Genomic DNA, 25685 nt, shown 5'->3' with positions numbered 1-25685 from the left:
CGCTCCTGCTATGCTTAAGGGTACTTGTACCCTTATGCAGGAGTGGAACCATGCAATACAACACGTTAGGAACAACGGATCTTAAGGTTTCCCGTCTTTGTCTTGGCTGCATGACCTTTGGCGAACCGGACCGGGGCAATCACGCCTGGACCCTGCCAGAAGAGAGCAGCCGCCTCATCATCAAGCACGCCCTTGAAGGCGGCATCAACTTTTTCGATACCGCAAACAGCTACTCCGACGGCAGCAGCGAAGAGATAGTCGGCCGGGCGCTAAAGGATTTTGCTCGTCGTGAAGAGGTGGTGGTAGCAACCAAGGTCTACCATCAGGTTGGCGATCTGCCGGAAGGACTCTCCCGTCCGCAAATTCTGCGCTCCATTGATGACAGCCTGCGCCGCCTTGGCATGGAGTATGTTGACCTGCTGCAGATCCACCGCTGGGACTATAACACCCCTATCGAAGAGACGCTGGCGGCGCTGGACGAGGTCGTGAAAGCTGGTAAGGCGCGCTACATCGGCGCATCGTCTATGCACGCCTCACAGTTCGCCCAGGCGCTGGCGCTTCAGGATCAAAACGGCTGGGCGCGCTTCGTCACTATGCAGAACCACTATAACCTTATCTACCGTGAAGAGGAGCGCGAAATGCTGCCGCTCTGCTACCGGGAAGGCGTGGCGGTGATCCCGTGGAGCCCGCTGGCGCGCGGCCGCCTGACCCGCCCGTGGGGGGAAACCACCGCCCGCTCGGTGTCGGATGAGTTCGGTAAAACCCTCTATAACGAGAGCGACGCTGGGGATACACAGATTGCCGAGCGGCTGGCGGCAATAGCGGAAGAGACCGGCGCGACCCGGGCGCAGGTGGCGATTGCCTGGCTGCTGAGCAAGCCCGGCGTGGCCGCCCCGATTATCGGCGCCTCGCGGGAAGAGCAGCTTGAAGACCTGATCCAGGCGGTAGAGCTCACCCTGACGCCAGAGCAGATTGCCGAGCTGGAGACGCCATACAAGCAGCATCCAGTCGTCGGATTCAAATAGGTTCGGTTAGTCTGGAACACGTAGGCCGGATAAGGCGTTGCCGCCGCCATCCGGCATTTTACGAGGCTAAAGGATACCAATGGGCCAGTGATGGCCGAGAACGTAGAGGATCCCCGCCGCCACGATCCCGGCGACGATATCATCGACGATGATACCCATTCCACCATGCACGTTGCGGTCAAACCAGCGGATCGGCCAGGGCTTCCACATATCAAAGATGCGGAACAGCACAAACCCGGCGGCCACCCACTGCCAGTCGTTGGTGGGCAGCGCCATCAGGGTGATCCACATGCCGATAAACTCATCCCAGACGATGCTGCCATGATCGTGCACGCCCATATCTTTTGCCGTCTGGTGACACAGATAGACGCCAATACAGATAGAGAGCATCACCACCATGGAGTAGAGCTGCCACGGCAGGAAGGTCATCAGATACCAGAACGGGATCGCCGCCAGTGAGCCCATGGTTCCAGGAACCACGGGACTCAGGCCGCTGCCAAACCCGGTAGCCAGCAGGTGCCACGGGTTGCGCAAATTCAGGCGACTTTTGGCGATATCTTTAGTGCGCGGCAAAATGGTCATATCCTTTCCAGTCAAAAGTCACTTCCCTGCCCTCGCGGGTAAAGCTGATGCCGTCGACATCGGCGCTCATCTGCCCGATGCAGGTATAGGGAATACCAAGCTGACCAATCGCCACCTCCAGCGCGCCGCGGTTAAGCTCGGGCACGGTGAAGCAGAGTTCGTAATCCTCGCCGCCGCCCAGCGCCCAGCGCATGGCCTGCTCCGGCTCCACGTGGCGACGCAGCGCCTCAGAGTATGGCAATGCATCAACGTCGATAATCGCCCCGCACTCGCTGGCCTGCAAAATGTGTCCCAGATCGGAGATCAGCCCGTCAGAGAGATCGATAGCTGCGTTAGCCAGATCGCGCAGCGCCTGACCATGTAAAATACGCGGCGTCGGGCGCAGGTGGCGTTTGACCAGCCAGTCGGCGTCTTTAGGATCCTTTACCTGCAAACGATCCTGGAGGATCGCCAGCCCGGCAGCGCTGTCCCCTGGCGTGCCGGTGACGTAGATCCAGTCTCCCGGCTTCGCACCTGAACGCTTCAGCGCCCGGCCCACGGGAACGTAGCCATGAATACCCAGCGTCATAGAGAGCGGCCCGCGGGTTGTGTCCCCGCCGATGAGCTGCATATCATAGTAGCTAAGCTGCTCGAACAGGCTGTCGCTAAACGCTTTCAGCCAGGGTTCATCGACCTCCGGCAGGGTCAATGCAAGGGTCAGCCACGCCGGGTCAGCGCCCATTGCTGCCAGATCGCTTAGGTTAACCGCCAGCGCTTTATAAGCCAGGTCGGCAGGATCGATATCCGGCAGAAAGTGAATGCCCGATACCAGCGTATCGGTACTGATTGCCAGCGTCTGTTTTTCCGGAATGTTCAGCAGCGCGCAGTCATCGCCGATGCCGGTTTCGACATCCAGGCGCGCGCGTCTGACACGGTTAAAATAACGGGCAATAAGGGAGAATTCGCCGCATGCCATACGCTATGCCTCAGCAGAATAGATGTGTAAGGCCGGGCGAAGCGGCAACTGCGCTCCGCCGTACCGGCCTTGAGATTACTTTTTGTGGGGGCGGATCGCGGGTGCGGCTTTATCCAGCACGCCATTCACAAACTTGTGGCTGTCCTCTGCGCCAAACGTCTTCGCCAGTTCAATGGCTTCGTTGATGGCAACCTTGTACGGCACGTCATCACGTTTGGAGAGTTCGAACAGCGCGATACGCAGTACCGCTTTCTCAACCTGGCCCAGCTCTTCAAGCAGGCGGGACAGATAGGGCTTCATCAGGCCGTCGAGATATGCGCTGTTAGTCGCCACCCCGGACAGCAGCTCGCGGAAGTAAGCGATGTCAACGTCTTTGACATCCTGTTCCGCCAGGAACTGGTATTCAACATCGGCGATGTCGTTCTGGGACAACTGCCAGGAGTAAAGCGCCTGAACGGCACACTCACGGGCGCGGCGACGAGCAGCAGGTTTCACGGAATTCCCCTTACAAAAATCAGCCTTGGATGGCTTTCAATACATTAATCATTTCAAGCGCGGTCAGTGCTGCTTCAGCACCCTTGTTACCCGCTTTCGTGCCAGCGCGTTCGATGGCTTGTTCAATACTTTCAGTGGTGAGCACACCAAAGGCTACCGGAATGGCGCTCTCCTGGGCAACGTGCGCCAGGCCGTTGCTTGCGCCGCCCGCCACGTATTCGAAGTGTGCCGTACCGCCACGGATCACCGTGCCGAGCGCAATAATCGCATCGTATTTACCGGCTTTTGCCAGCGCGCCCGCCGCCAGAGGCAGCTCATAAGCACCTGGAACCCAAACAACGGTGATGTTTTCATCTTTAACCTGGCCGATACGCTTCAGGGCGTCGATAGCACCTTCCAGCAGGCTGTCGTTGATGAAGTTGTTGAAACGCGCAATGGTGATGGCGACGCGAGCGTCCGGGGCAGCAACAGTAGCTTCAATAATGTTCATAAACTTACCTTAGGGTTCTCATATAGCCCCCGCAGGGGGGCGGATTTTATCATACTATTTTACGCACTGCTTCCCTTTTACGAGCGCACTACGCGGGGGTCAGATGCAGGCACAGATCCGGGCCTACCTGACGTATTTCAGTGAATTTTAGCTGCGGCGCGGCCGCCAGGCTCTCAAGCCCCGGCAGAACGCAGAGACCACGCGCCTCGCTGCCTAACAGCTTCGGTGCCAGATAGACGATCAGCTCGTCCACCAGCCCGGCCTGCAGCAGCGCGCCGGCCATCTGCGCGCCCGCCTCTACCCAGATGCTGTTAATCTGCTCGCGTCCCAGCAGCATCATCAGCGAGACCAGATCGAGATGGCCGTTGTGTTCGGGAACCAGAATCTGGCGCACCCCGTCCGGCCAGGGGCGATCGTCAGCGCGGGTACGGGCAAACCAGGTTTCGCCTGGCTGCTGAACAAGGCGCTGCTCCGGCGTCACGCGATTCTGGCTGTCGACGACGATACGCACCGGCTGACGCAAATCGGCCTCGGAATAGCGCGCCTGGGTATCGGCACCCAGCTCATCCCAGCGTACGGTCAGGGCCGGATCGTCCGCCAGCACCGTGGCGCTGCTGGTTAATATCGCGTGGCTCTGGGCGCGCAGGCGCTGAACGTCCCGGCGCGCCTCAGGCGAGGTGATCCATTGGCTCTCGCCGTTCGCCATCGCCGTACGCCCGTCCAGCGATGCGCCAAGCTTAAGCTGAATATACGGGAAGCCGGTGCGCATGCGCTTGAGAAAGCCGCGGTTAAGCCGCTCCGCTTCGCTCATCATCATGCCGTGGCTGACCTCGATCCCCTCCTGAGAGAGACGGTACAGCCCCCGCCCCGCCACCTGCGGGTTGGGATCCTGCATCGACGCAACCACGCGGGCAACGCCGGCATCAATTAATGCTTCGCAGCAGGGAGGCGTGCGGCCGTGGTGGCTGCACGGCTCCAGCGTCACGTAGGCAGTGGCACCACGAGCGCGATCCCCCGCCATGCGCAGGGCGTGCACCTCGGCATGCGGCTCCCCGGCGCGGAAGTGGAACCCCTCCCCGACGATTTCGCCATTTTTCACAATGACGCAGCCCACGTTTGGATTAGGATGGGTGGTGTAACGCCCCCGCTGCGCCAGCTTCAGCGCGCGGGCCATGTAGATCTCGTCCTGCTTGTCGTCCTGCATGAGCCTAGTCCTGTAAGCGGGCGATCTCTTCGCCGAATTCGCGGATATCTTCAAAGCTGCGGTAGACGGAGGCAAAGCGGATATAGGCCACTTTATCGAGCTTCTTGAGCTGCTCCATCACCAGGTTGCCAATCATTTTGCTGGGGATCTCGCGTTCACCGGTGGCCCGCAGCTGGGATTTAATATGGTTAAGCGCCATCTCGACGTCGTCAGCGCTGACCGGGCGTTTCTCCAGCGCTTTGAGCATGCCGCTGCGTAGTTTGTCTTCGTTAAACGGCTCGCGGACTTCGTTGCTCTTCACTACGCGCGGCATCACCAGCTCTGCCACTTCGAAGGTTGTAAAGCGCTCGTTGCACACCAGGCACTGGCGGCGGCGGCGAACGGAGGAGCCTTCGCCCACCAGGCGAGAGTCAATTACTTTGGTATCCACGGCGAAACAGAATGGGCAATGCATACGGCGTCCTGAAGATAATATTAACTGAAATCTATTTTAACCCGATATGCCGCGACAACAAAGGCATCAGCACTTTTGGGATAAAGGATCGATGGCAAGCGTGTCTGAACGATCTACCCTTACAGGCAATAAAACGTTTAAGGAAACCGTTATCATGACAAGACGTTATCTGAAGCTCGCCCTGCTGGGGAGCCTGTTTACCCTTAGCGCCTGCGCCCAGCAGAGCGAAGTACGCCAGCTGCACCAGAGCGTGAGTACGCTCAATAAAGAGATGAGCAAGCTCAACCAGGAGACGGTGAAAATCACCCAGCAGAACAGCCTGAACGCCAAGTCTGATAGCGGCGTCTATCTACTGCCAGGGGCGAATACTCCGGCGCGGTTAAACAGCCAGCTCGGTATGCTGCGCATGTCGCTGAAGGATATCGCCCCTAACGCAGGCGGAACGCGCCTGACGCTGCTTATTCAGGGTGAGTCGAATACGCCGCTGCCAGCCTTTAGCGGCACGGTCGAGTGGGGACAGATTCAGGGGACGACGGAGAACTACCAGGAAGTTAACGTGCAGAACCAGCTGATCAGCGCTCCGGCCAGCACCCTTGCGCCGAGCGACGTCAGCGTCCCGTTACAGCTCAACGGCATCACGCCTGAGCAGCTTGGTTTTATCCGTATCCATGATATTCAGCCTGCCAATGTGCAGTAGCGCTTCGCTTACCTCTCGTTAAGGGCGCTTTGCCGCCCTTCACTTTTATCACGCCTTTTTACCGCCGCTTACAAACCCCAAATATTGGCAATAACCCGGAATGCCAGTACAATCGCCCCGTTTTATCTACGCAAACGTGAACGCAATCGATTACGTGAATGATAGATATGTGAAACAAGACAGATTTTTGTGAGCAACGGAACTTATAATAGGCCCGCAGAAACACGAAACATTTAGAAACGCGTTAATCGCGTCCTTTCGATCCCGTAAGGGACTTTAAACAGTGGCATACATATGAAAAAAACATTACTCATCGCCGGTGCGGCACTCGCGCTCTCCTCCACCTTCGCCGTGAATGCGGCTGAAACCAGCAACAGCGAGTTCGTCTCCGACTGGTGGCATCAGAGCGTTAACGTCGTAGGCAGCTACCACACCCGTTTCGGACCGACCATCCGTAACGATACCTATCTGGAGTACGAAGCGTTCGCCAAGAAAGAGTGGTTTGACTTCTATGGCTATATGGATGCGCCGGTATTCTTCGGCGGTAACAGCACCGCGCAGGGTATCTGGAACCACGGCTCTCCGCTGTTTATGGAGATTGAACCGCGCTTCTCTATCGACAAGCTGACCGACACCAGCCTGGCATTTGGTCCGTTCAAAGAGTGGTACTTCGCGAACAACTACATCTACGACATGGGCCGCAACAAAGCGGGCCGCCAGAGCACCTGGTACATGGGTCTGGGTACGGATATCGATACCGGCCTGCCGATGAGCCTCTCTCTGAACGTCTATGCCAAATACCAGTGGCAGAACTACGAAGCAGCGAACGAGAACGAGTGGGATGGCTACCGCTTCAAGGTGAAATACTTTGTACCGATCACCCAGCTGTGGGGCGGCCAGCTGAGCTATATCGGCTTCACCAACTTTGACTGGGGCTCCGATCTGGGCGACAAAGATTTCCGCGATCTGAACGGCAAGCAGGCACGTACCAACGACTCTATCGCCTCCAGCCACATTCTGGCCCTGAACTACGATCACTGGCACTACTCGGTGGTGGCGCGTTACTGGCACAACGGCGGCCAGTGGAACGACGACGCCAGCCTGAACTTCGGCAGCGGCAACTTCAACGTCCGCTCTACCGGCTGGGGTGGTTACCTGGTCGCAGGTTACAACTTCTAAACTTGCCGGGCCTACGGACAGCACGAAACGTAGGCCGGATAAGCGCAGCGCCATCCGGCGTCAGGCATAAAAAAAGCCAGCTTAATTGCTGGCTTTTTTGTTGGCAGAGCCTGATTACGGCAGAATCGACGGCTGATCCGCCCCTTCCTTCTCTACCTTCTGCTGCAGCAGATGCTCACGCTTCATCCCAAGCTTCAGCGCCAGCGCCGAGGCCACGTAGATGGACGATGCCGTACCGATGGAAACACCGATCAGCATGGTCAGCGAGAAGCCTTGCAACATTGCGCCACCGAAGAGGTAGAGCATCAGGATCACGACTAAGGTGGTGCCTGAGGTGATCAAGGTACGGTGCAGCGTCTGGGTCAGCGACACGTTAAAGATCTCGTAAGGCGTCCCGCGACGGATTTTGCGGAAGTTCTCACGAATACGGTCGGAAACCACGATGCTGTCGTTCAGCGAGTAGCCGATAACCGACATCAGCGATGCGACGATGGTCAGATCCACTTCGATCTGGAACAGCGACAGCACGCCCATGGTAATGATCACGTCGTGCGCCAGAGAGATAACCACCCCTGCCGCCAGACGCCACTCGAAGCGGAAGCCTACGTAGACAAGGATAGAGATCAGCGCCACCAGCAGCGCCATCGCCCCGTTCTGTGCCAGATCGGCACCGACGCTTGGCCCCACGAACTCAATGCGTTTTACCGCTGCGTTCTGGCTGGTGGCCTCGTTAATGACGCTCACCACTTTGCTGCCCAGCGCCTGGCCGCCGGTGGCCCCTTCGGCTGGCGGCATGCGCACCATGATGTCACGGCTGCTGCCAAAGTTCTGCAGGAGCGGATCTTCAAAACCTGCTTTCTGCAGCGCATCACGCATCATGTCCATATCGGCCGGTTTTTCCAGCGAGATTTCAATGACCGTACCGCCGGTGAAGTCGAGACCCCAGTTAAAGCCGCGCACGCCGATGATGATAATCGACAGGATCAGCAGAAAACCGGAGATGCCGAAAGCCCAGTAATCCCAGCGCATAAAGTCATAGACTTTACGCCCGTGGTTCAATTGTTCAACAGTATATTCCTGTGCCACAACGCACTCCTCAGATAGACAGCTTGTTGATGCGTTTGCCGCCGTACAACAGGTTTACGATGGCACGTGTACCGACGATGGCGGTAAACATTGACGTCGCCACACCGATACCGGTAGTAATCGCAAAGCCTTTAATTGCCCCGGTGCCTACGGCATACAGGATGATGACCTTGATAAGCGTCGTGACGTTGGCATCAAAGATGGAGCTAAACGCACCTTTGTAACCTTCGTCGATCGCCTGCTGTACCGAACGGCCGTTGCTCAACTCTTCTTTGATACGTTCGTTAATCAGTACGTTCGCATCCACTGCTACCGCAAGGGTTAAGACGATCCCCGCAATACCCGGCATGGTCAGGGTTGCCCCTGGCAGCAGGGACATCACGCCGACGATCAGCACCAGGTTGGCAATGAGCGCAGAGGTCGCGATCAGGCCGAACTTCTTATAGAAGAAGACCATGAAGATGATGGAGGCAGCGAGGCCCGCCAGACAGGCTTCCAGACCCTGCTGAATGTTCTGCATCCCAAGGGTTGGGCCGATGGTCCGCTCTTCAACGATCTGGATTGGGGCAATCAGCGCACCCGCACGCAGCAGCAGCGAGAGCTGACGCGCTTCGTTCGGATTGTTGATGCCGGTGATGCGGAAGCTGTTGCCGAGGCGAGACTGGATATTGGCGATGTTGATCACCTCTTCCTGCTTCACCAGCACGGCGCGGCCGTTGGCATCTTTCTTACCGCTGTCCTTGTACTCCACGAACAGGGTCGCCATCGGCTTGCCGATGTTGTCCTTAGTGAAGTTAGACATGATGTTACCACCGGCGCTGTCGAGCGAGATGTTAACCTGCGGCTGGTTGTACTCATCCTGGCTGGAGGTAGAGTCGGTGATGTGATCCCCGGTCAAAATAACGCGTTTGTACAGCACAACCGGCTGCCCTTCGCGCATCTGCTTCACTTCCGAGTCGCCCGGCACGCGGCCTGAGGCAGCAGCGGAGCTGTCAACGTTGGTGTTGACCAGACGGAACTCCAGCGTGGCGGTCGCGCCCAGAATCTCTTTCGCGCGAGCGGTATCCTGAATACCCGGCAGCTCGACGACGATACGGTCAGCGCCCTGGCGCTGCACCAGCGGCTCAGCAACGCCCAGCTGGTTAACACGGTTACGCAGAATGTTGATGTTCTGCTGTACCGCATACTCGCGGGCTTCGCTCAGACGCGCGTCGGTCATCACCGCACGCAGCGCGTTGCCGCCCTGGGTGTTGATAACCAGATCGCGGTGGCGCGGGGTCAGATAAGAGATGGCGTCGTCACGTGCCGCGCTGTCGCGGAACACGATACTCATGCCGTAGTTATCTTCTTTACGCACGTTGGTGTAGGCAATGCCCTTCTCGCGCAGATCGCTGCGCAGGCTGTCCATGTTCTGCTCCTGGAGCTTGCCCAGCGCGGTGTCCATATCCACTTCCATCAGGAAGTGCACGCCACCACGCAGGTCGAGGCCGAGCTTCATCGGCTCCGCTTTCAGCATGGAGAGCCAGCGCGGAGTGGCCGGCGCAAGGTTCAGTGCGACAACGTACTTATCGCCCAATACGCTCATCATCGCCTCACGGGCGCGCAGCTGCGTATCGGTGGAGTCAAAGCGGGCAAGAATCGCGCCCTCTTCCAGTGCCACAGACTTAGCGGTGATTTTTTGTTCTTGTAAAGTGTTCTGGACCTGGATCAGCGTTTGCTCACTGGCGGCGACGCCGCGCGCACCAGTGATTTGAACAGCCGGATCCTCACCATAGAGGTTGGGAAGTGCGTAAAGCAGGCCGACGACAATGACGACGACCAGCATAATGTACTTCCACAAAGGATAACGGTTTAACACGGCAGTTCCCTTTGGGAAAACAGTAGATTACAGCGCCTTCATGGTGCCTTTCGGCAGAACGGCAGCTACGAAGTCACGTTTGATAACCACTTCAGTGGTGTCGTTCAGCGCGATAGCAATGTAGCCAGTTTCCGCTACTTTGGTTACGCGGCCAACCAGACCACCGTTGGTCAGCACTTCATCACCTTTAGCGATGGAGTCCATCAGCTTTTTGTGCTCTTTAGTGCGTTTCTGCTGCGGGCGCAGGATCATGAAGTAGAAGATCAGACCGAATACGACCAGCATCAGGATCAGAGACATCGGGCTACCCTGCGCCGGTGCACCTGTTGCCGCTACAGCATCAGAAATAAAAAAGCTCATTTAAATTCCCTCATTATTAAAATTAATCAACGTTCAAAGGTGGAACCGGTCGACCCTGACGTTGGTAGAAATCGGTCACGAAGCTCTCTAATTTACCCTCTTCGATAGCCTTACGTAAACCAGCCATTAAGCGCTGGTAGTGACGCAGGTTATGAATGGTATTGAGGCGCGCGCCCAATATTTCGTTGCAACGGTCAAGATGATGCAAGTAAGCACGTGAATAATTGCGACATGTATAGCAATCACACTCAGGATCCAGCGGCGAGGTGTCGCTTTTGTGCTTCGCGTTGCGGATTTTCACTACGCCATCAGTCACGAACAGATGCCCGTTACGCGCGTTACGCGTCGGCATGACGCAGTCGAACATATCGATGCCGCGACGCACGCCCTCGACCAGATCTTCCGGTTTCCCTACGCCCATCAGGTAACGTGGTTTATCCGCCGGGATCTGCGGGCAGACATGCTCCAGAATACGGTGCATATCTTCCTTCGGCTCACCGACAGCCAAACCGCCGACAGCGTAGCCATCAAAGCCAATCTCTACCAGACCCTTGACTGAGATATCGCGTAAATCTTCGTAAACGCTGCCCTGAATGATACCGAACAGCGCGTTTTTGTTCTCCAGCGAGTCAAAGCGATCGCGGCTGCGCTGCGCCCAGCGCAGGGACATCTCCATTGAGCGCTTGGCGTAGTCCCAGTCGGCAGGGTACGGCGTGCACTCGTCAAAGATCATTACGATGTCGGATCCGAGATCGTACTGGATCTCCATCGATTTTTCCGGATCGAGGAAGATCGGATCGCCGTTGATCGGGTTGCGGAAGTGCACCCCCGCTTCGGTGATTTTACGGATATCACCAAGGCTAAAGACCTGGAAGCCGCCGGAGTCAGTGAGAATCGGCCCTTTCCACTGCATAAAGTCGTGCAGATCGCCGTGCAGCTTCATAATCTCCTGGCCAGGACGCAGCCAGAGGTGGAAGGTGTTACCGAGGATGATCTGCGCGCCGGTGGCTTCAACCTCTTCCGGGGTCATCCCTTTTACCGTGCCGTAGGTTCCCACGGGCATAAAAGCAGGCGTTTCAACTACGCCACGATCGAACACCAGGCGGCCGCGACGCGCGCGACCGTCGGTGGTATCAAGTTCAAATTTCACTTAACTCTCCAGCATCAGAAAAACAGTCTGACGTTTAAACCGGTGTCGCGGACTTATTCCCCGACACGCTCATCAATAGCGGAAGGATTGTACGTGATAAACATCGCATCCCCGTAGCTAAAAAAGCGATATTTCTCTTCTACGGCAGCGTGATAGGCGTTCATGGTGTGCTGATAACCGGCAAAGGCCGACACCAGCATAATCAGCGTCGACTCCGGCAGGTGGAAGTTCGTCACCAGCGCGTCAATCACCTTGTACTGATAGCCTGGGTAGATAAAGATCTGCGTATCGCCAAAGAAGGGTTCGATGAGATCGTTTTTTGCCGCCTGGGCTGCGCTCTCCAGCGAGCGTACGGAGGTGGTGCCTACCGCTATCACCCGGTTACCGCGCGCTTTCGCTGCCAGCACGGCGTCAACCACCTCCTGCGGTACTTCGGCATACTCGGAGTGCATGATGTGGTCTTCAATACTGTCGACGCGCACCGGCTGGAAGGTACCCGCCCCCACATGCAAGGTGACGAAGGCCTGCTCAATGCCCTTCTCACGCAGCGCGGCCAGCAGCGGCTCGTCGAAGTGCAGGCCCGCCGTCGGGGCAGCAACCGCACCTGGCTTCTCACTGTAGACGGTCTGATACAGCTCGCGATCGGCGTCTTCATCCGGACGGTCGATATAGGGCGGCAGCGGCATATGACCGATGGCGTTGAGGATATCCAGTACCGGACGCGCATCGTTAAACTCCACCTCAAACAGCGCATCGTGACGTGCGACCATGGTGGCCTGAATGCTTTCATCGTCGCCAAGCAGCAACTCGGCGCCCGGCTTCGGCGCTTTAGAGGCGCGAATATGTGCCAGAATACGTTTATCATCGAGCATACGTTCGACGAGCACTTCAATCTTGCCGCCGCTGGCTTTACGGCCAAACAGGCGTGCCGGGATGACGCGGGTATTGTTAAACACCAGCAGATCGCCCGGGTTGAGCTTATCGAGCAGATCGGTGAAAGTACCATGCGTCAGCGCCCCCGTCGGCCCGTCAAGCGACAGCAAACGACAGCTGCTACGCTCAGGCTGCGGATAGTGGGCAATCAGGGATTCAGGTAGTTCAAAGGAAAAATCGGCAACACGCATGACGCTAACTCAAGACATAATTAAGAGGCGGGTAGTCTAGTGCCGGGGCGTGCTCCCTGCAACCGTTACCCGCCTGTGGATAAAGAATAGACGATGAATTTTCTTGCTCATTTACATTTGGCGCATCTTGCCCAAAGCTCCCTCTCGGGTAATTTGCTCGCCGATTTCGTGCGCGGCAATCCCGACGGCACCTACCCTGACGAGGTCGTAGAGGGTATTCGTATGCACCGGCGCGTGGATGCCCTGACCGACGCCCTGCCGGAGGTGCGTGAGGCCAAGGCCTGGTTCCGCCCGGAGACCCGCCGCGTCGCGCCCATTACGCTGGATGTAATGTGGGATCACTTTCTCTCCCGCCACTGGGCAAAGATCTCTCCCGATCGGCCGCTGACGGAGTTTGTCCGCTACGCCCGCGCCCAGGTGGCCACCATTCTGCCGGTATCGCCGCCGCAGTTCGTCAATCTTAATAGCTACCTGTGGTCGGAAAACTGGCTGGAGCGCTACCGCGAGATGGCGTTTATTCAGCAGGTGCTGAACGGCATGGCCAACCGTCGTCCTCGCCTCGACGCCCTGCGCGACTCCTGGCACGATCTGGACGCCCACTACCCGGCGCTGGAGCAGCAGTTCTGGCAGTTCTATCCGCGCATGATGGATCAGGCGCAAAATAAGCAGCTTTAAGCATTGCGTTCTCTTTTCGCCCTCCTATACTGGCCGCGTTGCGCTAAATAACCTCATTATTAAAAGGAGATTTAATATGGTTCTGGTCACGCGTCCGGCCCCGGACTTCACCGCTGCGGCGGTATTAGGCAGCGGTGAGATCGTTGAGAAGTTTAACTTCAAACAGCACACCGCAGGCAAAGCTACCGTTCTCTTCTTCTGGCCGATGGACTTCACCTTCGTCTGCCCGTCTGAGCTGATCGCCTTCGATAAACGCTACGAAGAGTTCCAGCAGCGCGGCGTCGAAGTGGTCGGCGTCTCGTTTGACTCTGAGTTTGTCCATAACGCCTGGCGTAATACCCCGGTGGAGAAAGGCGGCATCGGGCCGGTGAAGTATGCGATGGTGGCGGATATCAAACGCGAAGTGCAGAAAGCTTACGGCATTGAGCATCCGGACGAGGGCGTGGCCCTGCGCGGCTCCTTCCTGATCGACAAAGCAGGCATCGTGCGCCATCAGGTAGTGAACGATCTGCCTCTGGGACGTAACGTCGACGAAATGCTGCGCATGGTTGACGCATTGCAGTTCCATGAAGAGCATGGCGAAGTGTGCCCGGCCCAGTGGGAAAAAGGTAAAGAGGGAATGAACGCCTCTCCGGACGGCGTCGCGAAATATTTGAGCGAGCATCTAACTAATCTGTAGCGTTTTAACGCCGGGCGGCACTGCGTTTGCCCGGCCTACGATACTCCAGCGAGGTGTAGGCCCGGTAAGCATAGCGCCACCGGGCGTTAACACCTTAATTTCCCAGCCAGACCGACGCAGAGATCGCCGGTAGGTGCAGGGTGTCTGACATAATCTCCCCCTTCCCCTCTTTGATCTGCCACTGCTTCACGTTCAGTAATGGTGACGCCGGCATGACGACATCGCACGCCTCTCCCCGGTTGATCGCCACCAGCAGCCGCTGCTGCTGATAGACCCGCATAAAGACAAAAACGTCCCCTTCAGCGTGGATCACCTGGCAACCGCCGTAGCGCAGCGCGTTGGTTTTATGCCTCAGTTTTGCCATGCGCTGATAGAGCGCCTGCAGGGTAAGATCCTGCCGCTTTTTATCCCACGGGAAGGGCTTACGGCAGAAGGGATCGTTGTTGCCGTCCAGCCCCACCTCATCGCCGTAGTAGATGCAGGGCACGCCCGGCCAGGTAAAGAGCCAGACGACGCCCAGCGGCATGCGATCCACCTGTTTACCCAGCAGGGAGATAAAGCGGGCGGTGTCATGGCTGTCGAGCTGATTAAACATGCGCAGCTGCTGCTGATGCGACAGACCGGCGCGGTAGTTGTTCATCCACGCCGCGCAGGTCTGGGCATCAAGCTGCTGCGGATCGTAGGAGATATCGGTGTTGGCCAGAAAACCCCACAGCGGCAAGGTAAAGCCGCGGTAGTTCATAGCCGCGTCTTCGGCATCGGCTTGCAACCACTGGCGGGCGTCGCCAAAGTGCTCTCCGACAATGTAGGCGTCTGGATTGGTCTCTTTTGCCGCCTGGCTGATGCCGGTGACGTGCAGGAGGTTATTGCGCGCCCCGCCTGCCTCCCCCAGCATATGCACTACGTCGAGCCGCCAGCCATCCATGCTCCACGGCGCTTTCAGCCAGTGGCGCACGATGCTGTCCTCGCCCCGGTAGATCTCTTCCACCAGAGAGGGATCCTGATAGTCCAGCTTCGGCAGGCTCGGGTAGCCCAGCCAGTCCAGCGCCCGCCCGTCGGCGGAGAAGCTGTACCACGACCGCCAGGGCGAGGTAGGATTATGGCACGCCCCGGTAGTGCCGCGATTGTGGCGGTCAAACCAGGCGTGAGAGTCGCCGCTGTGGTTGAAGACGCCGTCCAGCAGCAGGCGGAATCCTTCCCGACGGGTATTCTCCCGCAGGCGCAGCAGTGCGCCATCGCCGCCGAACTGCGGGTCAACGTGACGGTAGTCTTCGGTATCGTATTTATGCACGCTGGGGGCGGTAAAGACCGGGTTCAGGTAGAGCGCCGTGACGCCCAGCTTTTTCAGGTACGGCAGCTTTTCACTGATGCCGTCGAGATCTCCGCCGTAGAAGGTCGAGCCGCCGCCGTGGGCGGTAACCGGCTCATCCCAGTCGCGTAGCTCAATGTTCTGCCCGGCGGCGTGGTGATAGTAGAGGTTATCCTGACTGGACTCGCGCGGCAGGCTGCGGGCAAAGCGGTCGGTAAGGATCTGATAGAAGACCTGATCGGCCACCCACTGCGGCCCGCTATCCGGCGCGTCGATGGCAAACTGCTCCAGCCGGGCAGGTGGAAAGCGGCTAAAGCCCTGCGGGGTAAACCAGATCTGGCGGTCGTCCCACAGCAGCTTGAAGCTATAGCGGCGGCGCGGCTGACCGCTGGCTAAGTCGATCTCTGCCCGCCAGGCCGTGACGCCAGGCTTGGGCGCACTGCGCAGCGGATGCATGCGGATCGAAGTCTCTTCGTTGTCATTTTCCGCTCGCAGGGTCACCCGCAGCGGCAGCGCGTCTCCGGTCAGCCACAGGACAACCTGCAGCTTGTCTTTGTTCTGTTTTACAAACGGCGCGACCGGAAGATGCCAGGCATTCAGCATAACTGCTCTCCTTTAGGTTGATCCTGCCAGAGAACAGTATGCGATGTGCGCTGGTTTACGCCACTGCTTTTCGACGTTTAAACATCCAGCCCACCAGCAACAGGGCAATCCATGCAAAGCCCACGTAGAGCGAGATGCGGGTCTCGGGATGGTAGCCAATCAGGGCGATGATAAAGGCCAGGAACAGCACGCCGACCATGGTCGTCGCGACCCCGCCCGGCACCTTGAACTTCAGCGCTTTGATCTCTTCCGGCGACAGACGACGGCGGAAAGCGATCTGCGACAGCAGGATCATAATCCATACCCAGACCGTGGCGAAGGTTGCCAGCGAGGCGATCACCAGGAAGATATTCTCCGGCATGATGTAGTTCAGCCAGGCGGCAAACAGCAGCGCCACGGTCATCACCAGCACCGTCACCCACGGGATGCCGCGGCGGGAGGTTTTAGCGAACATTTTCGGGGCGCTGCCCTGCTCCGCCATGCCGTGCAGCATACGCCCGACGCCAAACACGTCGCTGTTGATCGCCGAAAGCGAGGCGGTCAGCACCACAAAGTTCAGGATGCTGGCGGCAAAGGTGATCCCCAAATGCTGGAAGGTCAGCACGAACGGACTGCCCTGGGTGCCGACCTGGTTCCACGGGTAGATCGACATGATGACAAACAGGGTGCCCACATAGAACACCAGGATACGCAGCGGAACGGAGTTGATGGCGCGCGGAATCGACTTCTCTGGATCTTTGGCTTCACCGGCGGTGATGCCGATGATCTCAATGCCGCCATAGGCAAACATCACCATCTGCAGGGCCATCACCGTGCCGAGCCAGCCGTTACTGAAGAAGCCCCCGTTGCTCCACAGGTTGTGGATGCCGGTGGGCTGCCCGCCGTTGCCGATGCCCCAGATAATGATACCGAAACCGGCGGCAATCATGATGATGATGGTGGCCACTTTGAAAAACGAGAACCAGAACTCCAGCTCGCCAAAGACCCGAACGCTCATCAGGTTGACGGCGCAGATGATCATCACCACGCTGAGAACCCAGATCCAGTGCGGCACCGTCGGGAACCAGACGCCCATATAGATACCGAAGGCGGTGACGTCGGCGATGGCGACGATCAGAATTTCGAAGCAGTAGGTCCAGCCGGTGATATAGCCCGCCAGCGGCCCGAGGTTCTCCTGGGCGTAGCGCGAAAACGAACTGGCGGACGGGTTATGCACCGACATCTCACCGAGGGCGCGCATAATAATATATGCCGCCGCGCCGCCAATAATATAGGCCAGCAGCACGCTGGGACCCGCCATCTTGATGGCATCAGCCGATCCATAAAACAGCCCGGTACCAATCGCCGAGCCTAGCGCCATAAAGCGGATGTGCCGGGTGCTTAATCCCCGCTTTAGCTTGTTCGTACTTTCCATCGTTTCCACTGCCGTTTAAAAATAAAAAAACCACGGGATTGTAAGCCCCGTGGTTAAAGACGCAACCGTAAATTAATGTGCGCTGGAGGTCTCCTGACGTCCCGCCGCGCGATCCCAGCAGATTGCCAGTACCGCCATTACTACGGTCGGCATCAACCATGCCAGACCCTGCTCCGCCAGCGGCAGACGCGTCGTCCAGGCCGGTAAGATGCCACCAAACGCCGACGCTTTAATGCCGTCCATTACGCCGAAGACCAGGCTAATAAACATGGCTGGCGCAATGACGCGGGAGGAATTATGCCACCAGTTGCGGGTAAAGCTTAATACAACCAGTGCGATACAAGGCGGATAGATCGCCGTCAGCACCGGGATAGAGAGCTGAATAAGATGGCTCAGGCCGAGGTTAGAAACCACCATCGAGAAGCCACCGAGAATAAACACCAGCGTGCGGTAAGAGAGCGGCACGTACTGGGCAAAGAACTCGGCGCAAGCACAGGTCAGGCCGACAGCGGTGACCAGGCACGCCAGGAAGATCAGCACTGCCAGCATCATGCTGCCCGCGCCGCCGAAGGTGTGCTGAACGTAGGCGTGCAGGATAGCCGCGCCGTTTGCCGACTGATCGACCAGCGAAGCGCTGTCGGAGCCGAGGCGGAACAGCGCCAGGTAGAGCAGCGTCAGGCCTACGCCCGCCATCACGCCAGCCAGCACGGTATAACGGGTCAGCAGACGTGCATCGCTCACGCCGCGAGAGCGTGCCGCGTTGACGATCACGATACCGAACACCATCGCACCCAGGGTATCCATAGTCAGGTAGCCGTTCACGAAGCCGTTGGAGAACGAGGCGTGCTCGTAGGCCTCCATCGCATGGCTGATCGGGCCAGCCGGCCAGACAATAGCGGCAACCGAGAGCACCACCAGCGCGACGATCTTCATCGGTGCAAGGAAGTTACCTACCGTATCCAGCAGCTTGCCCGGATAGAGCGAGACCAGAATAACAATCGCAAAGTAGACCAGGCTGTAGATAAACAGCGGCATCGCGCCGTCGCCGGTCAGCGGGGCAATCCCCACTTCGAACGAGACGGTAGCGGTACGCGGGGTCGCGAACAGCGGGCCTACGGCCAGATAGCAAACGGTCGCCAGCAGCACGCCAGCCACTTTGCCAATCGGGGTGCTGAGGCTATCCACACCACCACCCACTTTCGCCAGGGCGATAACCGTTAGCACCGGCAGACCAACCGCGGTGATCAGAAAACCAAAGGCCGCCGTCCAGACGTGTTCACCCGCCTGCAAACCGACCATTGGCGGAAAAATGATGTTACCCGCGCCGACGAACAGCGCGAATGTCATAAAGCCCAGAGCAACAATATCTCGTGGTTTTAAACGATGGGTCATATGTATTAACTGCCTGTGGATGTGGTGTTGAACGTGTTGACTTTTTCGCCAGTCCCTACGGGACAATACAGCGGTAATATCATTAGATTCCAGCGGGATATGCTTCCCACCGGGCGTGGCGAAGAATAGTTTTTCGATTTACCACGCAAATCCAGCCTGTCTGTCATCGACAGGGGCGCAATTTAAACGCTTATAACGTTTAAAGGCAAGATGGGATCGCAAAACCAGATGGTTATCGTAGACCGAAGTGAATAACCAGCATAAAACGCTAATTATAAGAAAAACACATGGCTAATCATGCGAACAAAAAAGCAGCAACCGCAGAAAAAGAGGTGCTGTGCTGAAAGGTGCAAAGCTAACAGGCCGCTTTTGGCGGCCTGTGGAAAGGAATACTGACAGCGTTATGCGGACTGTGCGGCTTTGGCAACCAATCTTTCCGGCAGCGTGAAGCTAAATCGGGTGCCTTTGCCTGGCTCGCTGGCGATCTCCAGTCGGCTGTCGTGGTGGTTGACCGCATGCTTAACGATTGCCAGCCCCAGCCCGCTGCCGCCGGTCTGGCGGGATCGCGCCTTATCGACGCGGTAGAAACGCTCGGTCAGACGTGGGATGTGCTCGGCGGTAATGCCCGGGCCGTTATCCTCAACGCTAAACTCTGCGCCACCCTCTACCCGCTGCCAGTTCACCGTAATATGCGTCCCGGCCGGGGTATGGTTCACCGCGTTATAGACCAGGTTAGAGATAGCGCTGCGCATCTGCTCATCGCTGCCCAATACCTTCAGAGAATTGTCGACATGAAACTCAAGAGTGTGCTTCTGCTGACTCAGGGTCAGCGCCTCCCGCTCGACTACCCGCAGCATCATCGGTACGTCGATGATTTCATCAAGCACCTGAATCGGCGAGGCCTCAATTTTTGACAGCGTCAGCAGCTGCTTCACTAAGCCCTCCATACGGGAGGTCTGCTCACGCATGGTGTGCAGCGCCTTCTCACGCGTCGCGCCGGCCAGGGTCTGCTCCTGCATCATCTCCAGGTAGCCCTGCAATACCGTCAACGGGGTGCGCAGCTCGTGGCTAACGTTGGCGAAGAAGTTGCGCCGCGCCCCTTCCAGCTGGTGCATCTGGGTCACGTCGCGCGCTACCATTAGCAATTGCTGTTCGCTGTAGGGCATCACGCGGATCTCCAGATGACGCCCGTTATTCAGCACCAGGTTGAGCGGTTTAGAAAAAGCTTGTTGCTTAAGATACTGGGTGAATTCGGGGTAGCGCAGCAGGTTGAGGATATTCTGGCCGTTATCGTCCGGCCAGCGTAGCCCAAGCAGCTGCTGGGCAAGGCCGTTGCACCAGAAGATCACCCCCTCTTCGGTGGTAAGCACCACCGCATCCGGCAGCGACTCTGCGCCGCTGCGAAAGCGTTTGATCAGGCTGCCCAGCTCGCGACGGCGCTTTTTGTTGCGCAGCTGCATCTGGTGCAGGCCGTAGAGTAGCGGCTCCCAACTGCCATGCCCCGGAGGTGGGGTCATGCTGCGGTCTACCCACAGCCACCAGGAGAGCTGGAGTAAGTTCCAGAAGTGCCAGATCAGTAAGCCGGTGACCGAGGCCAGCAGAAACCACGGCAGATAGCCAAACATTGCTCCGAGCACCAGAGCCGGAATACAGCTTAAAAACAGCTCTAAGACCAGCCTTTTCCATGACAGCCGTTCCAGCACGCGTCACACTCCATTCAATGGTTAGAAGCGGGTCGAAAAACGGTAACCCGTGCCGCGAACGGTCTGCACCATGCGGTCATGGCCGCTCAGCTCCAGCGCTTTGCGCAGGCGGCGAATATGCACGTCCACCGTGCGGTCTTCAACATAGACGTTGGTTCCCCAGACGTGGTTCAGCAGCTGCTCACGGCTGTAGACGCGCTCCGGGTGAGTCATAAAGAAGTGCAGGAGCTTAAACTCCGTCGGCCCCATGTCGAGCGGGTTTTCGCCGGTCATCACCCGGTGGGAGGTGGGATCGAGGCTCAGGCCCTGCATCTCAATCACCTCTTCTACCGCCATCGGCGAGATACGGCGCATTACGGCTTTGATACGCGCCACCAGCTCCTTCGGCGAGAAGGGTTTGGTGATATAATCATCTGCCCCGGTCTCCAGGCCACGGACGCGATCTTCCTCTTCACCGCGCGCGGTGAGCATCATAACAGGAATATCCCGGGTCAGGGTTTCACGTTTTAAGTGTTTGATAAATTGAATGCCGGAGCCGCCGGGCAGCATCCAGTCGAGCAGGATAAGATCGGGCCACGGCTCGTTGAGCTGGTTCACCGCACTGTCATAATCTTCCGCTTCAACAGGCTGAAAGCCGTTTTGCTCGAGCACGAAGCAGACCATCTCCCGAATGGGGGCCTCATCCTCTACGACCAGAATACGTCTCGCCATGGTTTGCCCTATATAGTTGTAATCAATATGTTGCGTCGCATTATGCGTCAGATTTATGACAGATTTATGAAAAGCGTGAAGGCATTATGAATCTGAAAAATTGCAGATGACACCTGGAAGACGATCGCCGCTTTCCCGCTGTGCCTAAACGTTTATAATCCGCCTTACGCTTTTTTGCCATGGAACGAATATGCGCATCCTTCATACCTCTGACTGGCACCTCGGCCAAAACTTCTACAGCAAAAGCCGGGCCGCTGAACACGCTGCCTTTCTTGACTGGCTGCTGGCGACGGCACAGGCCCAGCAGGTCGATGCGATTATCGTCGCGGGTGACATCTTTGATACCGGCTCGCCCCCCAGCTACGCCCGCGAGCTTTACTACCGCTTCGTGGTTCAGCTCCAGCAGGCCGGCTGCCACCTGGTGGTGCTGGCGGGTAACCACGACTCGGTTGCGACCCTGAACGAGTCGCGGGAGATCCTCGCCTTTCTGCACACCACCGTGGTAGCCGCGGCAGGCTGCGCGCCGTTCATTCTTAACCAACGCGACGGCTCGCCCGGAGCGGTCTTCTGCCCGGTGCCGTTTTTACGCCCGCGCGACATCGTTACCAGCCAGGCGGGGCTCTCCGGCAGCGAAAAGCAGCAACATCTGCTGGCGGCCATCACCGACTACTACCAGCAGCAGTACCAGCAGGCCTGCGCTCTGCGCGGCGACGCCGCACTGCCGATTATCGCCAGCGGCCACCTGACCACCGTCGGGGCCAGCAAAAGCGACGCGGTGCGCGACATCTATATTGGTACCCTGGACGCCTTCCCGGCGCAAAACTTTCCGCCTGTGGATTACATCGCCCTCGGGCACATTCACCGTCCACAGGTGATTGGCGGCCAGCAGCATATCCGCTACTGCGGCTCGCCCATCGCCCTCAGCTTCGATGAAACCGGCAAGGCGAAAAGCGTTAACCTGGTCACCTTCGCCGACGGCAGGCTGGCAGACATTACCCCCCTGACCGTGCCGGTTACCCAGCAGCTGGCGGTGATCAAAGGCGATCTCGCTGCCATTGGCCAGCAGCTTGAGCAGTGGCGCGACGCCCCCGCCTCGCCGCCGGTGTGGCTCGATATTGAAATCACCACCGACGACTGGCTGACGGACATGCAGCGCCGTATCCAGGCGATGACCGAGGATCTGCCGGTCGAGGTGCTGCTGGTGCGCCGCAGCCGCGAGCAGCGCCAGCGGATGATGGCGGGCGAGCTGCGGGAAACCCTCAGCGAGCTGCGCGTGGAGGAGGTATTCGAGCGCCGCCTGGCGCTGGAGGAGCCGGACGAGGCGCAGGGCCAGCGGGTCCGCACCCTCTTTAGCGCCACCGTGGAAGAGCTGACTCAGGAGCAGGACGCATGAAAATTCTTACCCTGCGCCTGAAGAATATCAACTCCCTGAAGGGGGAGTGGAAGATCGACTTTACCGCCGAGCCATTTGCCAGCAACGGCCTGTTCGCCATTACCGGCCCTACTGGGGCGGGAAAAACGACCCTGCTGGATGCCATCTGCCTGGCCCTCTACCACGAGACACCGCGGCTGAGCAACGTCTCGCAGTCGCAGAACGATCTGATGACCCGCGACACCGCCGAGTGTCTGGCGGAGGTGGAGTTTGAGGTAAAAGGCATTGCCTACCGCGCCTTCTGGAGCCAGAACCGCGCCCGCAACCAGGCCGGGGGCAATCTCCAGGTACCCCGCGTGGAGCTGGCGCTCTGCGCCGACGGCAAAATTCTCGCCGATAAGGTGAAGGATAAGCTGGAGCTGACTGCCACCCTCACCGGGCTCGACTACGGCCGCTTTACCCGCTCGATGCTGCTCTCCCAGGGGCAGTTTGCCGCCTTTCTCAATGCCAAACCGAAAGAGCGGGCCGAACTGCTGGAGGAGCTGACCGGCACCGAGATCTACGGCCAGATCTCGGCGATGGTGTTTGAAAAGCACAAGGCGGCGCGCAGTGCGCTGGAGCAGCGCCAGGCCCAGGCCGAAGGCATTCAGCTGCTGAGCGCAGAGCAGGCCCAGACGCTAAATGAAAGTTTGCAGGTGCTTACTGACCAGGAGCAGACGCTGGTCGCCGCCCAGCAGCGCGAGCAGACCCAGCTCCACTGGCTGACGCGTGGCGAGGAGCTTAATGCCGAAACTGGCCGGGCACAGACCGCGCTTAATACCGCCCAGCAGGCGCTGGAGAACGCCCGCCCGCAGCTGGCCGCGCTGGAGCAGGCCCGCCCCGCTCTGCTGCTGCGGCCGGTGTGGCAGGGTTTGCAGGAGCATATCCGCACCCACGGCCAGACCCAGCGTCAGGCAGAGGAAGTGAATACTCGCTTACAACAGCAGCTGAACAAACGTAGCCGCATCCGCGCCGCCGCCGACGCGCAGATGGGTACGCTCCAGCAGGAGCAGAAAACGCTGGCCGACTGGCTTACCGCCCACGATCGCTGGCGGCTGTGGCAGAGCGAGCTGACCGGCTGGCGGGCCAACTTTGCTCAGCAGGCTGAGGAGAGAAAGCACGCCCTGACGCTCAGCGCACGCCGGGAGAAGCTTCAGCAGCAGCTGACGGCGTTGAACGCTCCCGCGCTGGATCTAAGCGCCGAGGTGTTGCAGCAGGCGATAACGGATCTAGCCCAACAGCGCCCGCTGCGCCAGCGCCTGCACGTGCTGCATGCCAGCTTTGCTCCTCTCCAGCAGCGTATTAAACAGCTGCAAAAGACGTTGGCCGAGAGCGAGGCTGAGCAGACTCACCTCAATCAGACCCTGACCCAGCGCCGTCAGGCGTATAAAGAGAAGAATGCGCTCCTGGCCGAGATAAAAACGATTTGCGCGCTGGAAGAGCGGATCAAAGGCCTGGAGGCCGAGCGCGAGCGCCTGCGGGCCGGTGAGCCCTGCCCGCTCTGCGGATCGACAGCCCACCCGGCGGTGGCGCAGTATCAGGCAATGACCGTGGATGCTAACCAGGCCCGGCGCGATGCCCTGGAGCGTGAGGTCAAACAGCTGGCAGAGAGCGGCGCAGCCCTCCGCGGCCAGCTTGATGCGCTGGTGAAGCAGAGCGAGAGGGATCGCCTTGCTGCCGAGGCCGAAGCACAAAACGATCTGAACCTGCGTCAGCAGTGGCGCGAGCTGTGCGCCGCGCTCAATATGACGCTATCCCCTGAGGATGACGTCAGCGGTTGGTTGCAGGCTGAGGAGGCTCGCGAGCAGCAGCTCTACCGGTTCAGCCAGCGGCTGTCGCTGGAGGAGCAGCTTAACGAGCTACAGCAGCAGGCGGCACACGCCCAGCAGGCCATTGATACCCGCCGCCAGACGCTGGCGGCGAGTCTGGCCCAGCTCGGACTGACCCTGCCCGCAGGCGAGGAAGAGTCAGCCTGGTTTGCCGCTCGCGAAGAGGAGTCTCGCCAGTGGCAGCAGAGCCAGACCCATGCCACGACGTTACAGGAACGCGCGGCCCAGCTCCAGCCTCTGCTGGAGACGCTTCCTGCTGACGCCGCGGCCGAAGGAGACCCCGTCAGCCTTGAGGGCTGGCAGCAGGTGCATCACGACTGCGTCTCTCTCTACGGCCAGGTGCAAACCCTACAGCAGCAGCTGGCTCTGGAGGCCGGGCGCGTGGCGCAGCAGCAGGCGCAGTTTGACGCCGAGCTGGCGCAGAGTCCCTTTGCCGATCGGCAGGCGTTTTTGGCCGCGCTGCTTGACGAGGGTGAACGTCAGCGTCTTGAGCAGCTTCAGCAGTCGCTTGAGAGCAGGCTACAGCAGAGCCAGGTCCTGCTGACCCAGGCCCAGGCCGCGTTGGCTACCCATCAGGCCCAGCTGCCTGCCGGACTGAGCGATAAGGCCAACATCGAAGGAACCCGAGCCGCGCTAAGCGCTCTGGCGCAGCAACTGCGCGAGAACACCACCCGGCAGGGGGAGATCCGCCAGCAACTCAAACAGGACGCCGAGAGCCGCCAGCGCCAGCAGGCGCTTTTGCAGGAGATTGAGGAGGCCACCCGCCAGCTGGCGGACTGGGGCTACCTCAACGGGCTGATTGGCTCCAAAGAGGGGGATAAGTTCCGTAAGTTCGCTCAGGGACTGACGCTGGATAATCTGGTCTGGCTGGCAAACAATCAGCTTACTCGCCTACACGGTCGCTATCTGCTGAAGCGAAAAGCGAGCGAGGCGCTGGAGCTGGAGGTGGTGGATACCTGGCAGGCGGATGCGGTACGCGATACGCGCACCCTCTCCGGTGGGGAGAGCTTCCTCGTTAGCCTTGCACTGGCGCTGGCGCTCTCGGATCTGGTGAGCCACAAAACCCGTATCGACTCGCTGTTCCTTGACGAAGGGTTCGGCACGCTGGACAGCGAAACGCTGGATACCGCCCTCGACGCTCTCGACGCGCTCAACGCCAGCGGCAAGACCATCGGCGTGATCAGCCACGTCGAGGCGATGAAGGAGCGGATCCCGGTGCAGATCAAGGTCAGGAAGATCAATGGCCTGGGCTACAGCAAGCTCGACGGCAAATTTGCTGTGTCGTGAATATGCCGGGTGG

Annotated in this window: 23 protein-coding genes; 7 read left to right on the top strand and 16 right to left on the bottom strand. The window is 58.8% G+C overall.

The features are described 5' to 3' along the window. The first annotated feature begins 50 nt into the window (after positions 1-50). Positions 51-1025 carry an aldo/keto reductase gene (locus RTM13_RS06675; RefSeq protein ID WP_312211156.1) on the top strand — a complete coding sequence of 325 codons (975 nt, stop codon included), beginning with the start codon at positions 51-53 and terminating at the stop codon, positions 1023-1025. 66 nt (positions 1026-1091) lie between these two features. Here RTM13_RS06675 and pgpA read toward each other — a convergent pair whose 3' ends face one another. The 6 genes from pgpA to nrdR all read right to left on the bottom strand — a co-directional run bounded on the left by pgpA (position 1092) and on the right by nrdR (position 5205). Continuing rightward, entirely contained in the window at positions 1092-1607 is a 516-nt protein-coding gene (gene pgpA / locus RTM13_RS06670) for a phosphatidylglycerophosphatase A (protein ID WP_103821631.1), read from the bottom strand. Beyond that, positions 1585-2562, bottom strand: a complete 978-nt coding sequence (thiL, locus tag RTM13_RS06665) for a thiamine-phosphate kinase (RefSeq protein ID WP_312211152.1) — start codon at positions 2560-2562, stop codon at positions 1585-1587. The genes pgpA and thiL overlap by 23 nt, the downstream gene beginning before the upstream one ends. A gap of 75 nt (positions 2563-2637) precedes the next feature. Then, on the bottom strand, positions 2638-3057 hold the full coding sequence (nusB, locus tag RTM13_RS06660; protein ID WP_042391578.1) for a transcription antitermination factor NusB: 420 nt from the start codon (positions 3055-3057) through the stop codon (positions 2638-2640). Between the two features lie 19 nt (positions 3058-3076). Beyond that, entirely contained in the window at positions 3077-3547 is a 471-nt protein-coding gene (gene ribE, locus RTM13_RS06655) for a 6,7-dimethyl-8-ribityllumazine synthase (protein ID WP_042391577.1), read from the bottom strand. 88 nt (positions 3548-3635) lie between these two features. Beyond that, positions 3636-4751 carry a bifunctional diaminohydroxyphosphoribosylaminopyrimidine deaminase/5-amino-6-(5-phosphoribosylamino)uracil reductase RibD gene (ribD, locus tag RTM13_RS06650; RefSeq protein WP_312211150.1) on the bottom strand — a complete coding sequence of 372 codons (1116 nt, stop codon included), beginning with the start codon at positions 4749-4751 and terminating at the stop codon, positions 3636-3638. A 4-nt stretch (positions 4752-4755) separates the two neighbouring features. Further along, positions 4756-5205 carry a transcriptional regulator NrdR gene (gene nrdR / locus RTM13_RS06645; RefSeq protein WP_103821628.1) on the bottom strand — a complete coding sequence of 150 codons (450 nt, stop codon included), beginning with the start codon at positions 5203-5205 and terminating at the stop codon, positions 4756-4758. Between the two features lie 154 nt (positions 5206-5359). Between nrdR and RTM13_RS06640 the strand changes: the two genes are divergently transcribed. After that, the gene (locus tag RTM13_RS06640) at positions 5360-5902 is read left to right on the top strand and encodes a DUF3251 domain-containing protein (RefSeq protein WP_312211148.1); all 543 of its coding nucleotides are present in this window, start codon (positions 5360-5362) and stop codon (positions 5900-5902) included. A 294-nt stretch (positions 5903-6196) separates the two neighbouring features. Continuing rightward, positions 6197-7081: a nucleoside-specific channel-forming protein Tsx gene (locus tag RTM13_RS06635; protein WP_312211146.1), complete on the top strand. Its 885-nt coding sequence runs from the start codon at positions 6197-6199 to the stop codon at positions 7079-7081. A gap of 114 nt (positions 7082-7195) precedes the next feature. On the opposite strand, the gene secF is transcribed toward RTM13_RS06635, so the two are convergent. The 5 genes from secF to queA are packed head-to-tail and all read right to left on the bottom strand — an operon-like array spanning position 7196 to position 12659. Then, on the bottom strand, positions 7196-8167 hold the full coding sequence (gene secF / locus RTM13_RS06630) for a protein translocase subunit SecF (RefSeq protein ID WP_312211144.1): 972 nt from the start codon (positions 8165-8167) through the stop codon (positions 7196-7198). Between the two features lie 10 nt (positions 8168-8177). Beyond that, on the bottom strand, positions 8178-10025 hold the full coding sequence (secD, locus tag RTM13_RS06625) for a protein translocase subunit SecD (protein WP_268108912.1): 1848 nt from the start codon (positions 10023-10025) through the stop codon (positions 8178-8180). 27 nt (positions 10026-10052) lie between these two features. Then, positions 10053-10385, bottom strand: coding sequence for a preprotein translocase subunit YajC (gene yajC, locus RTM13_RS06620; RefSeq protein WP_012904809.1), 333 nt, complete (start codon positions 10383-10385; stop codon positions 10053-10055). Positions 10386-10407: 22 nt separating this feature from the next. Further along, the gene (gene tgt / locus RTM13_RS06615; RefSeq protein ID WP_312211140.1) at positions 10408-11535 is read right to left on the bottom strand and encodes a tRNA guanosine(34) transglycosylase Tgt; all 1128 of its coding nucleotides are present in this window, start codon (positions 11533-11535) and stop codon (positions 10408-10410) included. A 53-nt stretch (positions 11536-11588) separates the two neighbouring features. Further along, positions 11589-12659: a tRNA preQ1(34) S-adenosylmethionine ribosyltransferase-isomerase QueA gene (gene queA / locus RTM13_RS06610; RefSeq protein WP_312211138.1), complete on the bottom strand. Its 1071-nt coding sequence runs from the start codon at positions 12657-12659 to the stop codon at positions 11589-11591. Positions 12660-12752: 93 nt separating this feature from the next. Here queA and acpH point away from each other — a divergent pair, with 93 nt between their 5' ends. Both acpH and RTM13_RS06600 read left to right on the top strand, forming a co-directional pair. Next, the gene (acpH, locus tag RTM13_RS06605; protein WP_312211137.1) at positions 12753-13334 is read left to right on the top strand and encodes an ACP phosphodiesterase; all 582 of its coding nucleotides are present in this window, start codon (positions 12753-12755) and stop codon (positions 13332-13334) included. Positions 13335-13410: 76 nt separating this feature from the next. After that, entirely contained in the window at positions 13411-14013 is a 603-nt protein-coding gene (locus RTM13_RS06600; protein WP_312211135.1) for a peroxiredoxin C, read from the top strand. A 94-nt stretch (positions 14014-14107) separates the two neighbouring features. Here the strand turns inward: RTM13_RS06600 and malZ are convergent, their stop codons facing one another. From malZ to phoB, 5 genes are all read right to left on the bottom strand, one after another. Then, positions 14108-15925: a maltodextrin glucosidase gene (gene malZ / locus RTM13_RS06595; RefSeq protein WP_312211133.1), complete on the bottom strand. Its 1818-nt coding sequence runs from the start codon at positions 15923-15925 to the stop codon at positions 14108-14110. Positions 15926-15980: 55 nt separating this feature from the next. After that, the gene (gene proY, locus RTM13_RS06590; RefSeq protein WP_312211132.1) at positions 15981-17339 is read right to left on the bottom strand and encodes a proline-specific permease ProY; all 1359 of its coding nucleotides are present in this window, start codon (positions 17337-17339) and stop codon (positions 15981-15983) included. Positions 17340-17411: 72 nt separating this feature from the next. Next, complete coding sequence (brnQ, locus tag RTM13_RS06585; RefSeq protein ID WP_312211131.1) at positions 17412-18731, bottom strand: branched-chain amino acid transporter carrier protein BrnQ; 1320 nt, start codon at positions 18729-18731, stop codon at positions 17412-17414. Between the two features lie 401 nt (positions 18732-19132). Continuing rightward, positions 19133-20434, bottom strand: a complete 1302-nt coding sequence (gene phoR / locus RTM13_RS06580; RefSeq protein ID WP_312211130.1) for a phosphate regulon sensor histidine kinase PhoR — start codon at positions 20432-20434, stop codon at positions 19133-19135. Positions 20435-20455: 21 nt separating this feature from the next. Continuing rightward, positions 20456-21145 (bottom strand): phosphate response regulator transcription factor PhoB, encoded by a 690-nt coding sequence (gene phoB / locus RTM13_RS06575; RefSeq protein WP_312211129.1) that lies wholly within the window; start codon positions 21143-21145, stop codon positions 20456-20458. 190 nt (positions 21146-21335) lie between these two features. On the opposite strand from phoB, the gene sbcD reads away from it, so the two are divergent. Both sbcD and sbcC read left to right on the top strand, forming a co-directional pair. Then, a complete protein-coding gene (gene sbcD / locus RTM13_RS06570) occupies positions 21336-22538 on the top strand; it encodes an exonuclease subunit SbcD (RefSeq protein WP_312211128.1) in 1203 nt (400 codons plus the stop codon). Next, positions 22535-25672 (top strand): exonuclease subunit SbcC, encoded by a 3138-nt coding sequence (sbcC, locus tag RTM13_RS06565; RefSeq protein ID WP_312211127.1) that lies wholly within the window; start codon positions 22535-22537, stop codon positions 25670-25672. The genes sbcD and sbcC overlap by 4 nt, the downstream gene beginning before the upstream one ends. Positions 25673-25685 lie beyond the last annotated feature (13 nt).

The organism is Pseudescherichia sp., from assembly GCF_031979925.1.
Taxonomy (GTDB): Bacteria; Pseudomonadota; Gammaproteobacteria; order Enterobacterales; family Enterobacteriaceae; genus Pseudescherichia.
The sequence above is the reverse complement of the archived record's forward strand: the minus strand, read 5'-3'. Positions and strand labels throughout refer to the sequence as shown.